Source organism: Tenacibaculum profundicola, assembly GCF_057220795.1.
The window spans coordinates 1,196,585-1,211,787 of record NZ_CM170137.1; the positions used below are offsets into that span (position 1 = coordinate 1,196,585).

14 protein-coding genes are annotated in these 15,203 nt (G+C 30.8%); 2 read left to right on the forward strand and 12 right to left on the reverse strand.

Going from position 1 to position 15,203, the window contains the following annotated elements; translation table 11 throughout:
* Positions 1-493: 493 nt before the first annotated feature.
* The 12 genes from AC2TDS_RS04975 to bshC all read right to left on the reverse strand — a co-directional run bounded on the left by AC2TDS_RS04975 (position 494) and on the right by bshC (position 11,709).
* Complete coding sequence (locus AC2TDS_RS04975) at positions 494-841, reverse strand: hypothetical protein (RefSeq protein ID WP_100925489.1); 348 nt, start codon at positions 839-841, stop codon at positions 494-496.
* Positions 842-852: 11 nt separating this feature from the next.
* A complete protein-coding gene (locus tag AC2TDS_RS04980; protein WP_484738016.1) occupies positions 853-1,233 on the reverse strand; it encodes a DUF7668 domain-containing protein in 381 nt (126 codons plus the stop codon).
* Between the two features lie 229 nt (positions 1,234-1,462).
* Positions 1,463-3,832 (reverse strand): TonB-dependent receptor, encoded by a 2,370-nt coding sequence (locus tag AC2TDS_RS04985; RefSeq protein WP_484738017.1) that lies wholly within the window; start codon positions 3,830-3,832, stop codon positions 1,463-1,465.
* 258 nt (positions 3,833-4,090) lie between these two features.
* Positions 4,091-4,474 carry a hypothetical protein gene (locus AC2TDS_RS04990; RefSeq protein WP_484738018.1) on the reverse strand — a complete coding sequence of 128 codons (384 nt, stop codon included), beginning with the start codon at positions 4,472-4,474 and terminating at the stop codon, positions 4,091-4,093.
* Positions 4,471-4,749 carry a hypothetical protein gene (locus AC2TDS_RS04995; protein ID WP_484738019.1) on the reverse strand — a complete coding sequence of 93 codons (279 nt, stop codon included), beginning with the start codon at positions 4,747-4,749 and terminating at the stop codon, positions 4,471-4,473. The genes AC2TDS_RS04990 and AC2TDS_RS04995 overlap by 4 nt, the downstream gene beginning before the upstream one ends.
* 192 nt (positions 4,750-4,941) lie before the next feature.
* The gene (locus AC2TDS_RS05000; protein ID WP_484738020.1) at positions 4,942-5,367 is read right to left on the reverse strand and encodes a hypothetical protein; all 426 of its coding nucleotides are present in this window, start codon (positions 5,365-5,367) and stop codon (positions 4,942-4,944) included.
* Positions 5,368-5,876: 509 nt separating this feature from the next.
* Positions 5,877-6,509 (reverse strand): nitroreductase family protein, encoded by a 633-nt coding sequence (locus AC2TDS_RS05005; RefSeq protein WP_484738021.1) that lies wholly within the window; start codon positions 6,507-6,509, stop codon positions 5,877-5,879.
* Between the two features lie 8 nt (positions 6,510-6,517).
* The gene (gene hchA, locus AC2TDS_RS05010) at positions 6,518-7,372 is read right to left on the reverse strand and encodes a glyoxalase III HchA (protein WP_484738022.1); all 855 of its coding nucleotides are present in this window, start codon (positions 7,370-7,372) and stop codon (positions 6,518-6,520) included.
* 73 nt (positions 7,373-7,445) lie between these two features.
* Positions 7,446-8,021 carry a Crp/Fnr family transcriptional regulator gene (locus tag AC2TDS_RS05015; protein ID WP_484738023.1) on the reverse strand — a complete coding sequence of 192 codons (576 nt, stop codon included), beginning with the start codon at positions 8,019-8,021 and terminating at the stop codon, positions 7,446-7,448.
* A 91-nt stretch (positions 8,022-8,112) separates the two neighbouring features.
* The gene (locus tag AC2TDS_RS05020) at positions 8,113-8,679 is read right to left on the reverse strand and encodes a hypothetical protein (protein WP_484738024.1); all 567 of its coding nucleotides are present in this window, start codon (positions 8,677-8,679) and stop codon (positions 8,113-8,115) included.
* A 463-nt stretch (positions 8,680-9,142) separates the two neighbouring features.
* On the reverse strand, positions 9,143-9,988 hold the full coding sequence (gene rlmF / locus AC2TDS_RS05025; protein ID WP_484738025.1) for a 23S rRNA (adenine(1618)-N(6))-methyltransferase RlmF: 846 nt from the start codon (positions 9,986-9,988) through the stop codon (positions 9,143-9,145).
* Positions 9,989-10,113: 125 nt separating this feature from the next.
* Positions 10,114-11,709 (reverse strand): bacillithiol biosynthesis cysteine-adding enzyme BshC, encoded by a 1,596-nt coding sequence (gene bshC, locus AC2TDS_RS05030; protein WP_484738026.1) that lies wholly within the window; start codon positions 11,707-11,709, stop codon positions 10,114-10,116.
* A 282-nt stretch (positions 11,710-11,991) separates the two neighbouring features.
* Between bshC and AC2TDS_RS05035 the strand changes: the two genes are divergently transcribed.
* Complete coding sequence (locus AC2TDS_RS05035) at positions 11,992-13,938, forward strand: BatA domain-containing protein (protein WP_484738027.1); 1,947 nt, start codon at positions 11,992-11,994, stop codon at positions 13,936-13,938.
* The gene (locus AC2TDS_RS05040) at positions 13,935-15,194 is read left to right on the forward strand and encodes a dihydroorotase (RefSeq protein ID WP_484738028.1); all 1,260 of its coding nucleotides are present in this window, start codon (positions 13,935-13,937) and stop codon (positions 15,192-15,194) included. Before AC2TDS_RS05035 ends, AC2TDS_RS05040 begins: the two co-directional genes overlap by 4 nt.
* Positions 15,195-15,203: the final 9 nt, after the last annotated feature.

Here is a 15,203-nt window from a genome sequence, read left to right on the forward strand (position 1 = left end):
GCGACAATTACACACATAACTTTTATTTTTTTTTAAAGAAACTTTGTACAAAAGCCGAAGCCTACACTTGGCTTATACAAAACTAACTCAACCAAAGATAAAAAATAGGTTTTATAATTCTGACCTTAATTTTTATCGTTTAATATCAATCCTAAAATCTTTATAAATGCTTACAAAATTACAGTCTTATTCTCATTCATTATAGTAAGCAATTTTTAGTTTTTGTTCTTATCCTCTATCCACCCAAATTGGAATTTATTTGTTTTCAAAACCATTCAGAGCGGTCATACATAACGGCTTCGGCTATGATTAGTGCGGGAATAGGGAAGCTGAGGCTTTCCGATTTAGCACTAAGGCGAAGCATTTTGTTTGCTTTTATTTTTTCTTATTCAAAAGTCAAATCAAAATGATTTGACGACTTTATAAAAATACACTAACTTTTGGATTAAACACCAAAACCCGTATTAATTATAGCCAATGTTAGCAAATGTTTTTAACTCGCAAAATTAACATCGATAGCTAAATCCTGAACAAAGTATTTCCACATCGGATAGAATGCCAAAAAACTCAGAAAAGCAGATAAAATTATTCCAATAATTCCAATCCATTTAATTTCTCTTAAAGCTTTTATTCCGAGTATAATACCAATTGTAGCTATTACAAATGCAATAATTTTAAATCCTTTTCCAGTTGTGTATACTGCTGGATTCAAATCCATTTTGTTTTGTCCAATCTGTTCTAAAAAATGAGCTTTAAACAACTCCGAAATTTCAATGTTAAACCAAATAACAAATGAAATTCCAGCCAAAGCTAATATTATGGAAACTATTCCGTATTTCATCTTTTTTCTATTTATGGTACAAATACTGATTTAATATCAATTATATATTCATTGTCTCTTTCCCGAATTTCTGCATTAAGAACTAAGTCACTTAATCCTTCATTTTTGGTGTATAGGTCAATTAGAATATTCCAATAGTTTCCATAACAGATATATACTGAGGAGTTCCAAGCTTCATTAGGAAGTTCAATCAACTCTTCTCCATAATCCTCAATGTATTCTTTGATTTGCTCCGCAGTTTCTACTGAAATTGGATTTACATTTTTGATTTCTGATTTGAGGCTGTAATCTTTTTCTACAAAAGCATTAGCAATTGCTTTAAAAGTAGGTCTCCAAATGTGAGGTACCGGAAGCTCTTTTTCCTCGTTTTTTTCAACTAAAATTTCGTTCATTCTCAATATTTGCTAACGTCTCGGCTATTGTTAGTACGGGAATTAAAAGTAATAAATTTCCGATTAAGCACTTAGCCAAAAATTTTTATTTTGTTTATCTTTTTTTGGTTCTAAAGCCAAATCAAAAGATTTGGCGGACTTCATAAAAATACACTAAACTTTGGGTTAGGCACTAAAACCCGTATTAATTATAGCCATTGTTGCCAATAGTAGTTGTGTTTTTAATATTCTACAACCTGTTATAATTATCATTTTTAGATTTATTTTTCTTTCCTAATATTTTACCATTATTAGAAAAGTTATAAGCTATTCTTAAATACAGAAATCTAGTTATTGGTTTTGTATTTGCAACTGTTCTATAATTACTAAACTCTCTTTTGTTGTTGTACTCTAAAGAGTTAAATATGTCTCTAATATCAATTCTCAAAGATACTTTTTTATTAAATAATGATTTTTTAAACCCGAAATCAAAACTGTAATATTCAGAAGTTTCGAAAAACGCATCTGATTTTGGAGACCTATACTTTGCTGAAAGGTCAAGACTTGTAGTTTTATTAATTTTAAAATTATTATAAAATTTAATTCCTAAAGTTGCTTTTTCAAACATAGATTCATTTTGTTCATCAATAAATTTTCGATTGAATAAATAAGAAGAAAAATTTAAATACCACCAATCGTTTATTTTGGTAGAAGTACTATAATCTATACCATATTGAAGCTGTGAGCCTGCATTAAATTTTTTATAATAAGCAATATCTTCTTCTAAAAAATACACACCATTTATAGCTTCATTTGTTTTGCTGTAAAAGAGAGCAATGCTATTTTTTTTGAGTTGATAACTTAACTCGTATTTATCTATAAATTCTGGTTGTAAATCAGGATTTCCTAATACAAATTGAAAATCATTAATTTTTATAACATCATTATTTAAATCTCGAAAAGAAGGTCTTCTCAAAGTTCTAGAATAACTAGCCGATATTGTTTTTAAAGGTGCTATTTTTCTTGAAAAATAAAATGAAGGAAAAAAGGAAGTGTAATTTTGTTTAATACTAGAGTTGTCAATGTAATTAGTTTTGTTTAAATCGGTATTCTCCAAACGAACTCCAACTTTAAAATAATTTTTTTCTTTAAAGGTTTTATCAAATGAAAAATATGTGGCAAATACATTTTCTCGATAATTGAAATTTGATAATTGCTCTGTGTTTATTACAAAATCAGTATTTTCAAAAAATTGTGGCAATAAGCTATTGTCTCTATTAGAAAGTGTGTATTTAACTCCTAAATCTAATTTTGTATCATTTTTTAAAATTTTCGAATAATCTGTTTGAATGGCATAAGTCGTAGTTTTTGTGTTTGAATTATAAGTGCTTATATTGTCTTCAAATGTAGATTCTTCATAAGTTGTAGTTACTCTATTGTTATCATTAGATTTGCTAGTAGAGTAGTCTATAAATGTGTTTAGTTTTTCTTTTGGTGATATTTTCCAAGAATGATTAATAACTCCATTAATATTATTTCTATCAGTATCACCAAATGTGTTATTTACTCCTTTATCATTTAAGCTGTTTTCTAGATAATAAAAGGCATTACCATAATCGGAATAATCGTTTGTATAAAAACTTCCAAAAACTTCTATTCCTAAATTATGGTTTTCATTTACTTCTCTTACGAAACCAAGTTTAAAACTGTTTCTGTTTGTATTGTCTTTCTGTATTCTCTCAGATTTGTTTAGCCTATTCAAATCATTAAAATAGACATCATTTGTTAGTTCTTTATAATCATTTCTGATGCTTAAATTATAGTTACCATAAATATTCCATTTATCAGAACCATAACTTGCATTTAAACTAGGGTATAATGAGAAATAGTTTTCTCTTTTAAAAACATAACCTAAATTAATTTGAGATTTAAACCCTAGTAATTTTTCTTTTAAAATTATATTGATGATACCACCAGTTGATGTAGCATCTGTATTTGCGCCTTTCGCTGTTTGAATTTCTATGCTTTTAATAGCACTAGAGTTTAAGTTAGTTAGATAGTTTGTTAAATTATCTCCAGACATATTCACTTTTCGTCCATTAATTAAAATCGTAGCTGTTTCGTTTCGAATTAATATATTCTCGCTACCATCTGCCCAAACGGTTGGTGTGTTTTTTAATAATTCTATTCCGTCATATCCAGATTTTAAAGGGCTATTCTGTACATTGAAAATGATTTTATCTTGCTTCTTTATTATTGTTGGTGTTTTTGAAGTTATTATAACTTCTTCTAACTCAGAAGACTTTTCTTTTAGTATTATTTTATCTAAATCAATAGTTTTATCTATAATCATTATTTTAGTCCAAGCCTCAAACCCAATAAAACTTACAGTAATTTTATATTCATTTTGATTATCATTTTCATTTAATAAAATAAGAAACGTTCCATCAATATTTGTTGTTGAGCCAAACGTTTCATTACCAGTTTTTACATTTTGAATAAAAACATTAGCAAATTCAATAGGCGAATTATTTTTGTCTATAACAAGACCAGAAATTGAATTTTGAGAATAACAAATGGATGAAATAAAAAATAAAATAAGGTAAAAAGGTTTATTCATTAAGTTTTGTTTGAGAAGAGTGAGTCTATTATTGGCAACGTCTCGGCTATGGTTATTACGGGAATTAAAACTACTGAATTTCCGATTAAGCACTTAGCCAAAACTTTTTATTTTGTTTTATTTTTTTATTCTAAAGCCAAATCAAAAGATTTGGCGGACTTAGTTTAATAGCAATTACTTTTGGGCTAAGCACCAAACCCGTATTAATTATAGCCATTGTTATGCGCTGGCTTTCTGCGTACTATTATTCCAATTCATTCAGATAATATAAGAATATCCGATACAAATTAGTGTTATTATTCCAATTACAATTCGGAAGTATTTTTGTTGTCTCGCTTTTCGAGGAAATCCGTCTTTTTTAAGTTCCCACGAAAATACTATCTCAAATAAAGTCGGAAATGGATTTAAGATAAAATCACAAACGTGATAACTTTCCTTTGCCTTAATTTTCTTTTCAACTTTGTCTCTCTTTTTTGAAAGATATTTTGCAGTTTCTATTTTTTTCGGTTCAACTTTTCGTACAATTAATTCATTTTTCGCAAATCTGACAGCTTTTGGGTTCCACTTATCTGGCGCTCCTACTATTTCTAGTAATTCTTGCGTTGTTCTTTCTTTTATTGGTGGTGTAAATTCGTCCGTCAATCTTTCAAGTCTTTTAAAATTCTTTTCTTAAATATTAATAATCCGATAAAAGTCAGTCCGCTGATAATCGCTAATAAATGGAAAACCTTTATCGTTCTACAGAGGTCAATTCCAGAAACGAGAGAAATACAATCAGTCAATTCCTTCGTTTCGTATTTTAAGCTGACCATAGAGTTAAAGGCGAAAAACTCAAATAATGGTATTCCTATTAATCCTAAAATCAGTAAAATGTAGTAAATCGATTTAATCAATTCTCGTTTTTTTTGCTTGCGCATAACGAACTTGTGTATGAAACGTAGCGTTTAAAAAGACACTAGCTTTTCGGATAAACACAGAGCCGAATTTTTATATTTTGTTTTTAATTTTCTCTTTTTAAAAGCCAAATTAAAAATTTGGCGGACTTTCTAAATATACACAAACCTTACGGTTAAGCACTTATTAGCTATGTTTTATACACCGTGTTGTAGCTAGTTTTTTTTCATTTCAAGTATGAAAGGTGATTCAGTCATCATAAAGTAAATCTTTCCATTTCTATTAGATACATTAATTCCCATTAAATGATACTTATCAGTGTCTTTGTCTTTCCATTCCTGAATTATTATTTCAGTTTTATTTGAGTCCAATTTCCAATGAACATTTTGCATCATTTCGTTTAACTCTGTCATAAAGTCAATATTGAAATTGAATGTCTTGTCTTTTTTAAATTCAAATGAAGATTTTAAAAATGCAGTTTTTAGTGCATCCATTTGTTTTTGTTGTTCAGCAGACATATTCGGGAAGTCTCCAGATATTTTTTCCACTGTCCAAGTTCCAATAATTTCTTTTTCAGAAAAGTTTTGTCCATATGTAATTGAACTTATCAATAGTAGGATTAAAATTATTTGTTTTTTCATATTTTATTTTAAGTAATTAGCTACAACTAGTGTATATGCGCAATTGCGCATATTTACCTTTCAAATATAAGTAAATAGCGCTGAGATTAAAAGTGTTTTTAGGGTTGATTGTATATCTAGGTTTAAGTTTAACATCTAATTACTAAAATTTCATTGATTTCCCCTGTGTTTATACTTCTATATGAAATAAACATGAATATCATCCCAAAGAATTTATCATGTTAAAAGATAATAATATGTTTACAAATAACCGTTTTATAAACGTTTATATACGTTTATAAACGCTTATTATAATTTACTTACCACAATTATGTCAAAGAACTTTTCCGCTTTTAAGGTGTCGAAGAACCTACTATTTATTTATAATTCGTTTACTAAATCTTGGACATAAAAAAACACCTCAGTTAAGGTGCTTGTGGTAAGTGTATTATATGTTTTGTTTATGTGTACAACAATCATATAGCGTTAGCCTATCGGCACGCCATATGATTAGTTATAGGTAATTATTATCAATCAATTTCTGTGACTAAATCTTCTCTGCTTTTTCTAACTTTTTTTAGATTCACTAACCAATCGCTATTAGCGTCTCTATAACCTAATGGCAACATAACACAGCTTCGTAATCCCTTCTCTCTTAAACCTAATATTTCATCGAGTGCAGCGGGGTCAAAACCTTCTAGCGGAGTAGCGTCTATTTGCTCAAATGCAGCAGCGGCTATTGCCTGTGAAAAAGCGATGTATGCTTGTTTTGCTGCATGATTAAAATTCTCCTCAGCATCCTTTTGAGGGTAGCTATTTAATAACATTTGACGATAATTTTCCCAACCTTCATTTTTAAACCCTCTAATAGTATTTGTTAAATCAAACATTTTATTAATTCGATCTGCGGTATAGGTATCCCAAGCTGCAAATACCAATAAATGCGAGCAATCTGTTATTACGGACTGATTCCATGAAATTGGTTTGATTTTTTCTTTTACTTCTTGATTCGTAATTACAAAGACTTCAAAAGGTTGCAAGCCACTTGAAGTTGGTGCTAGTGATATCGCCTCTAAAATGTTATCTATTTTTTCTTGAGAAATTTTTTTGCCATTCATTGCTTTTGCAGCGTAACGCCAATTTAATTTGTCTAATAATTCCATATTTATTTTTAATTTAAAGTTTTTAATAACGTTTCAGCAGCCAATTTACCTAGTTCATTTGAGGCTAAAGGACTTGCGCCGGTTATGAGTTTTCTATCCAAACAAACAGTTTTATCTGACTTCGTATTCACAACGTTGGCTCCTAAACTTTTCAATTTCTCGCTTACACCCCAAGGTATTTGTCCTGGTAAATAACCAATCATAGGTGTTTTTCTGTCAACTGAATCAGGAAATACCGCCATCTTGTACCCCTCATAAAGAAATTTTTGGTTGTTTAAAGTTGTTGACAATAATGAAGCTGGACCATGACAAATCGTAATCGTAAACAAATCGTTATTATGAGCCCAATTTAAGATTGCACCTACGTTTTTGTCTTCTGGAATTCCTAGCATGGCACCATGACCACCTGGTATAAACACAGCCGCATAGGATGAGTCATCTGAAAATGAAGAACCTATAAAATCTTCTAGTTTCGTCGGTTGCTCAAATCTCGACTTAAATTCATTGTATATAGTTTTCACATGTGCATCTTTTTCAGGAAAGGCCCACATTTCAAAAACTACAGGCTTCCCGGTTGGTGTCGCTATTTCAAAATCAAAACCTGCATTTTTAAGATGAAGCATAGGTAACAGCGATTCTACTGGATGATTTCCACTAGAAAACAATTTATTATTTTTTGTTTTTAGATTTTTTTCTTCCGTAAAAATCACCAAAATTTTAGACCTCTTACCGTGATATTTATTGTATGAAATATTTTCAAAGTCAGTTTTATTAACTGTAGCTAGTTTTAATGCGAGTTTGGATGGACTGTAAGATCCGTCTGCTTCAAGTTTTGGAGCAATACCTAATAATTTTTTAAACATAACTTTGTCTCTAATAATTTGATTCAAAAATAATATAGAGGATTTATACAAAAATTACCCTATGGTAAGAAAACTACTTTTTTACTTTATTTACTCTAATACGACTCAAGCTTTGTTGCGTGATTCCTAGATAAGATGCAATGTGATAGTTGGGTGTATATTGCTCTATATCGGGATATTGTTCAAGAAATAATTCGTATCTCTCCGGAGCAGTTAATTGCAATTGATTTAAAATTCTTTTATGTAAACTAACTATATGACGCTCTAAATTTTTCCGTTGAAAGGCTTCAAATTCAGGAAACAGTGAATGTATTCTTTCTAGTTCTTTAGCATTAAACTCAATGATGTTTGCATCTGTGATACATTCTACTGTAAGTGTTGCGAGTTCATTATTGTATATAGCAATAAAATCACTAATCCACCAATCTTTAATAGCAAACTGTAGGGTATGTTCTTTCCCATTTTTATCAGTACAGTATGACCGTAGGCAACCATCGGTTACGAAAAAAGTTTTTTTCACCGTTTGTCCTTGGCTAATTAAAATCTCTCCTTTAGAAACGGTTTTTTCTTTGGAAATGGCATAGAGATATTCTTCAGCTTTTGTGCTTAGTGTAATACGGTTTTTTATTTTGGTGATTAATTCTTTCAATTCTATATGCTATATTAACATTCGGCATAACCATCTGTTCTGCTTATTCATAGGTTAATTTCTGCTATCGACTAATTACAGTTACCCATGTTTACAAACTGGCTTTTCTCCATTTAAACAGTAAATCTTTTTTTCGATCGTCTAAGTCGTGAATTTTAAATTCAGTCACATCTTCAATTCGATACACAACATTTCCTTCATCTTCTCCCATTTTACCAACACAATGCAGAACAAAATCAGATTCGGTTGCTCTGGTTACATATCCTGAATAATAACTACTATTCACTTCTAAACTGACAATAGTCTCGCTATTTTCTGATAATTGTTTTATCAGTTCCATTTGCCAATCTTCAGTTTTATTCAGTTTTAATTTGAATTCAGGCTGTTTGTCAATTATGTCTGAATATTCAATTAAGCATTCCATTGCTTTCGCATAGTCATCATTAAAGTCAACGTTTTTAATTCCATCAACTTGGAGCGTAATAATTCCGTCTTTTTTTCCTTGCTTGGTATAATGTTGGAATAGAACTAAATCTTCATTGAAGTCAATAACGTACCCCATTAAAAAACCATTATCCTCTCCGTATTGCCAAATTCCGATTAATTCCTTTTCAGACTTTGATTTACTTAATATTTCAAATAGTATGCTTTCTTCCATTTCGTTTTGTAGCTCACTTGTAGCTTATTTATATGAATGTAAAATACGTCGTTATACTGCTAAAATAACTCAAATAGTAAAGTCATCAAAAGAATCTCATCTCTTTTGTAATTCTTGTTTTTTACTTCTAAATATATATATGTCAAGGATTTCTTTTTCTGTCTTGAGATTTCAAATATCTTTATTTTTGAGACTCATAAATATATATTTTTTTGAAAAACGGTACTACTTTAACCCGAATTATGCAATAGAACGTCTATTCTACCGATTCTTAGATAAAGTTACACAACTATTTCCTTGCAGTTATACTTGTGTGTTTTCTATAGATCAGCATTCACCATAAACAATCAAGATCAACACATTAACCTCAGATGTGGTATGATTGAAAATTACGGTATGAAAAACTCTATCTCAATCAAGACTATGTTCAACTAATTTTTCAGTATACAGAAATGGTATGGTACTAAAACCTCCAACAAACAATACGAGTTACTTTATTACCTTGGTGCATTGGAATAATATTGAATTCGGCGGCCCCCAGTTTTTTGGCTGATTTTTGCATGCTCTCAACATTTTCCTTTTTAGAAACCAAACTGGTAAACCATTGACTTGCCTCAGGGTGCAGTGAGCTTTCATATAAATAGGTATGCAAAAAGGCCTTTTCACCACCAATATACCATAACTCATTAGAGTTTCCGGCAAAATTGCGTACTGGATTACTCCCTAAGTTTCGTGATTTTCTTCGATTTGCTCCCCTAGCCTCTTCTGCTGATGCATAAAATGGCGGATTGCACATGGTGATGGTAAAACAATCATCTTCATGAAGAATTCCTTTCAAAACATGGTTCTCGTTTTTTTGAAATCGCAACTCTATCTTGTCTGAAAGTGCATTTTTGTCAATAATTTTTTGAGCTATAGACAACGATTGTGTATCAATATCAGTACCTACAAACTTCCATTGATATGCTGCATTTCCTAATAATGGATAAACACATGTTGCCCCGGTTCCTAAGTCAAGTACCGTCACTTCCTTTGCATTCCCTATTACATCAGCTAGATAATGTATATAATCAATACGACCAGGGATTGGTGGGCATAAATTGGCCTCTGGAAACTCCCAATACTCTATATTATAATATGCAGATAATAAGGCTTTATTAAAGGTTTTTACAGCAATCGGGTTTGAAAAATCTATCGTTTCTTTTTCATACTTTTCAATAATAAACTCCTTAATTTTTGGATATTTCTCTGCTAAAAAAGAAAAATCATATCCATTAATATGTGCGTTTTTTGGATGTAATGATTTCATGGGTACTTATTATCGGTTGTTAGCTATCGGGTGCTATTTTTTCTTTGTGCAAAGAAACAAAAAGAAAATCAGTAAAAGCGATGTGCTATACAACTTCTATCAAAGTTGTTTTCATACTTCCAATTTTATGACATAGTTACCAGTGTAAACTTTAAATCTAACGGGTGCAGGTTCTCTTTTAATAGAGTTATAAAATCCGGACCGTACTCTAAACAGTATTCGGAAAAATTTCGCTGACGTTCTTCGAGACTCTGATTCGGTAAAATATCATTTTGTAACTGGATTATTCCGTTTACTAATTCTTGTTGTTTGCGCTTCTCAGCACGTAACAAACGTTTTTCTAAATTTTGCAGTCCTTTCAGTTGTTTTTTTTCTTGTGCGTTTACTGCTCCGATAAAGGAAACATCTGTTTTCTCGGCAACTGCTCGTAAACCGATAAATTGTTGTAGTAAAAATTCCTTTTGTTTTGAAAAATCAACCGTTATCTCAGCATTTTCTAAAACTTTTCTTTTGAGTAAATCGTTCTGTTTTAGAAACAATTCTTCTTCACTTATTCCTAATTTAGCAAGTTTTTTTGCTTGTTTCTCTGATATTATCTGTACTGAGTTTCTTAATAAGAGTATTGGAAACGGCACGTTCACCTCTTCAAAATAATTCATCAATTGCAACCAATACGCTAATTCTCCTCCCCCACCTATATAACAGAGGTTTGGTAAAACAACTTCCTGGTATAATGGGCGCATAATTACATTTGGTGAAAAACGCTCTGGACATTCTTTTATATGTTCTTGTAATTGAATAAGACTCCAAGATACATCGGTGTTATTAACTTTATACCTTCCATTTTCGAACAAAATTCTCTCACGAATTTCATCGGTTAAATAAAAAAGGTTAATTTCTCTTGGCGTTACTTGTATTTTATAGTTTTCACCTAATCCGTTAATGGTTTCGTTTACCTTCTTATACGATACTTGCTCTTCCAATTCTCTCGATATATATGGTATAAACTGACGTTTCAATTCTGAATCGTCCGCATCAAGAATAACCAAACCGTAGGTGCCAAATAACTCATTTGCAATAAACCTAGTAGCTGCTGCTAAATTATGGTGCTGTACATAAGCCTTTTCAAAAAGCTCAATGATATAGTTGGCATTTCTAGAAGTGCCTAGATGTTTAGAAAAAATGCGTAGCACTTCTTCTAAGCCTTTTGTAGAAAAACGCCCTACACCACCCGTTTGTTTAGAATTCCACTGTACTTTTTTTCCTCTAAAATTAAAATAGTTAATTTCATCGAAGTCATGATCTTCTGTAGCCATCCAATAGACAGGTACAAAATTCTCATTGGGAAACTTATCTGCTAATACTTCACATAAATTTATAGTAGATATAATCTTGTATAAAAAATACAACGGACCCGTGAATAAATTTAATTGATGCCCTGTCGTAATTGTAAACGTATTTTCTAACCGTAAAGCTTCTATATTTTTTAAGGTATTCTGTGTTGCGGTAACATTCGTATACTGCTTTTGTAACGCAGTTACCAAAACTTCTCTCGTTTTCCCAGCGAAAGAAGTCTTTTTGATGTTAATCTGTTTCTCAAAACCTTCTATAGAGGGAAAGTTATGATAATAGGCTTGCACTTCCGGTTGTTCCTCTAGATAATCAAGCATTGTTTTAGAGAAAAACCCCGTGTTTTTAAAAGGAATTTGTGTTACTTTCATGTACTTGTTTTACACTATTTATCAATTAAATAGACGTTTTCAATTGCCTCATTTCGGTAGTCTTCTGACATGTTTACTGTATCCAAGATAAGCGTTGAACACCGGTTGTGTTTGTTCTGGAGTTTTTTCGGGATACAACAATCACTTTCTTTTGTAGTCATCCTTCAAAAATACTAAAATTTAATCTTTAACAGAAAAATGAAATCAGTTCTAACATATTTTTAACTTGTTTGTTTTTTAAAGATGTTTTTAGTTATTTTTACCATTAGTTTTAAAAAAAATATGCAATTTAAATATCCTCAAGTCTTATACTTTTTAGCACTTTTAATAATTCCTATTTTGGTGCACCTTTTTCAATTGCAAAAATTCGTGAAAGTCCCTTTTACAAATGTTGCTTTTTTGAAAAAGTTAGTATTGCAAACTCGTAAAAGTTCTCGTATTAAAAAGTGGTTGATTTTGGCGATGCGCTTGCTGCTTCTAACCTTTTTAATTTTGGCTTTTGCGCAACCTTACTTTAGTATTAGAGAAGCCGACAAAGAACAGCACTTTTTTGTTTATTTGGATAACTCTTTAAGTACGAATACAAAAGGTAAAAAAGGAGACTTGCTTCAAATCGCTGCACAGGAATTAATAGAAAACTTATCAGATCAAACAAGTTATTCGCTACAAACCAATGATCATTTTTACAGCAACAAATCAGCTTCTGAGTTGAAAAATATTTTGCTAAAAATTAAAAACACTGCAGAGAGAAAAAGTTTAAAAGATGTTTTATTAAAAGTTTCTAGCGAAACTCTTGCATATGCTTCTGGTGCAAAAAATATTATTATTTCCGATTTTCAAAATACACCAAAATCTATTTTCACTAATTTTAAAGAAAAGGTGTCACTTGTTCAATTAACGCCACAATTACAAGATAACCTTGCTATTGACAGCGTGTATATCAGTGACAATGGTTCTACTAATTTTGAGGTAAACATTATCGTTAACAATCAAGGAACTGCTAAAACCAATGTTCCGATTGCTATTTATAACCATAATCAGCTCATTAACAAACAAACGTTTGACATTTCTGAAAACAACACCCAAAAGGTCATATTTTCTATTCAAAAATCATCTACGTTTTCGGGTAAAATCTCCCTTAACTTCAATGATACTTTTTCATTTGATAATTCATTTTATTTTACCCTAACCTCTAACGAAAAAATTAATGTACTTGCTATAGGCAAGCAAGCCTCTTTTTTACCCAAGATTTACACAAAAGATGAATTTAACTATCAATATTCCTCAACCCAGCATATCAATTACAACACCATTCCGAAACAGGAACTTATTATTTTAAATGAAATTGAAAATTTACCGCAAACTCTCATCGCTAGTTTGGTCGATTTTACTAAAAAAGGAGGGAATTTAATCATTATTCCTAGTGACAATATTACTATTTCATCCTACAATACACTGTTTGATCGTTTAAATATTGGACGTGTTTTAGAGCAACAAAAAGATAGTTTGAAAATTACTGACATCAATTTTAGTCATCCTATTTTTAATAATGTTTTTGAAAAAAGAGTTCGTAATTTTCAATACCCAAGCGTTGCTACATTTTATAAAGCTACTTTCAAAAAATCTAATCATATTTTATCTTTTCAAAACAAATTACCTTTTATCACCCGTATTAAATCATCGGATGTTAATTTATTTTGGGTGGCTTCATCTTTAAACAAAGAAAACAGTAATTTTACCAACTCTCCTATTGTCGTTCCCATTTTTTATAATATAGGTAAGCAGAGTTTGCAACTTTCAAAGCTTTACTATATCGTTGGGAATACAAATCATATAGATATCAATAAACAATTGGGTAAAGAAGCAGTTTTATCGATCAGTAATACTGAAAAATCATTTATCCCATTACAGCAAGTGTATCAAAATAAAGTAAGACTGACAACCACCAACCGACCATTGAAAGCTGGTTTTCATTATATAAAACAACAAAATGATACTTTAAAAAGTATCGCTTTTAATTATCCTAAAGAAGAAAGCACTCTACATTACTTGCCTATACATGAAATTGAAAACCAACTAGATAACATTGATGTATCAACCTCTGTAAAAGAAACCTTAGAAAATATCCATAAAAAAAATGAAGTTCAATGGCTTTGGAAATGGTTTTTAGCACTTTCCATTGTATCTTTGTTCTTTGAAATTTTGATATTAAAATTCTTCAAACCATGACAACGCTGCTAAAATCGGCTACAATAATAGACCCTTCAAGTCCATTTCACAATCAAATAAAGGATATCTTAATTACAAATGGAATCATTACTCAGATTAACACCAACATCTCAAAAAAACCAGAATACCAAGTAGTTGAACTAGAAGATCTACACGTTTCTACAGGTTGGTTTGATACGAGCGTTTCTTTAGGGGAACCAGGTTATGAAGAACGAGAAACCTTAAAACATGGATTACAAGTAGCTGCTAAAAGTGGTTTTACCAATATAGCAGTCAACCCAAATACACACCCAATTACCGAAAACAAAGCTGCTATTGAGTTTATGATTAATAAAGCCAATGGTTTTGCAACTCGTTTACATCCTATTGGTGCATTGACACAACAAAGTAAAGGTGTTGAAATGGCGGAGTTATTTGACATGCAACAATCTGGTGCCATTGCTTTTGGCGATTATAACAAACCCGTTACTAACGACAATCTGTTAAAAATAGCGTTACTATATGCTCAAAACTTTGAAGGACTGGTTTTAAGTTTTCCTAAAAATACATTTATTGCTGGTGATGGTGTAGCTAACGAAGGAGTAAACAGTACTGTTTTAGGATTAAAAGGAAGCCCTTCTTTAGCGGAAGAACTGCAAGTTTCACGTGATATCTTCTTATTAGAGTATACTGGTGGTAAATTACACATTCCAACTATTTCAACAGAAAAATCCGTAAAACTTATAAAAGACGCCAAAAAGAAAGGCCTAGATATTACTTGTAGCGTGGCTATACACAATTTACTTTTGACTGATGACGAATTACATGGTTTTGATGGAAACAAAAAAGTAAATCCACCTTTACGAACAAAAAAAGATGTTACTGCACTTATAAAAGGTGTTAAAGAAGGCGTAATTGATATCATTACAACCGACCATAATCCTATTGACATTGAGTATAAAAAAGTAGAATTTTCAACTGCTGAAGATGGAACTATTGGTTTAGAGAGTGCTTTCGGTGCTTTAAATTCTATTTTAGATTTGGAAACGATTACTAGGTGTTTATCTAAAAACCCTAAAGAGCGTTTCGGCATTGAATTAACTGCTATAAAAGAAGAAGAAAAAGCTGATCTAACGTTATTTACCCCCAAAGGAGAATATGTGTTTACTGAACAAAACATACTTTCTACTTCAAAAAACAGTATTTTCCTTAACCAAAAATTACAAGGAAAAGCTTATGGAATATTTAATAATGATCAATTAATAGTAAATCAATAAAACTAAAAT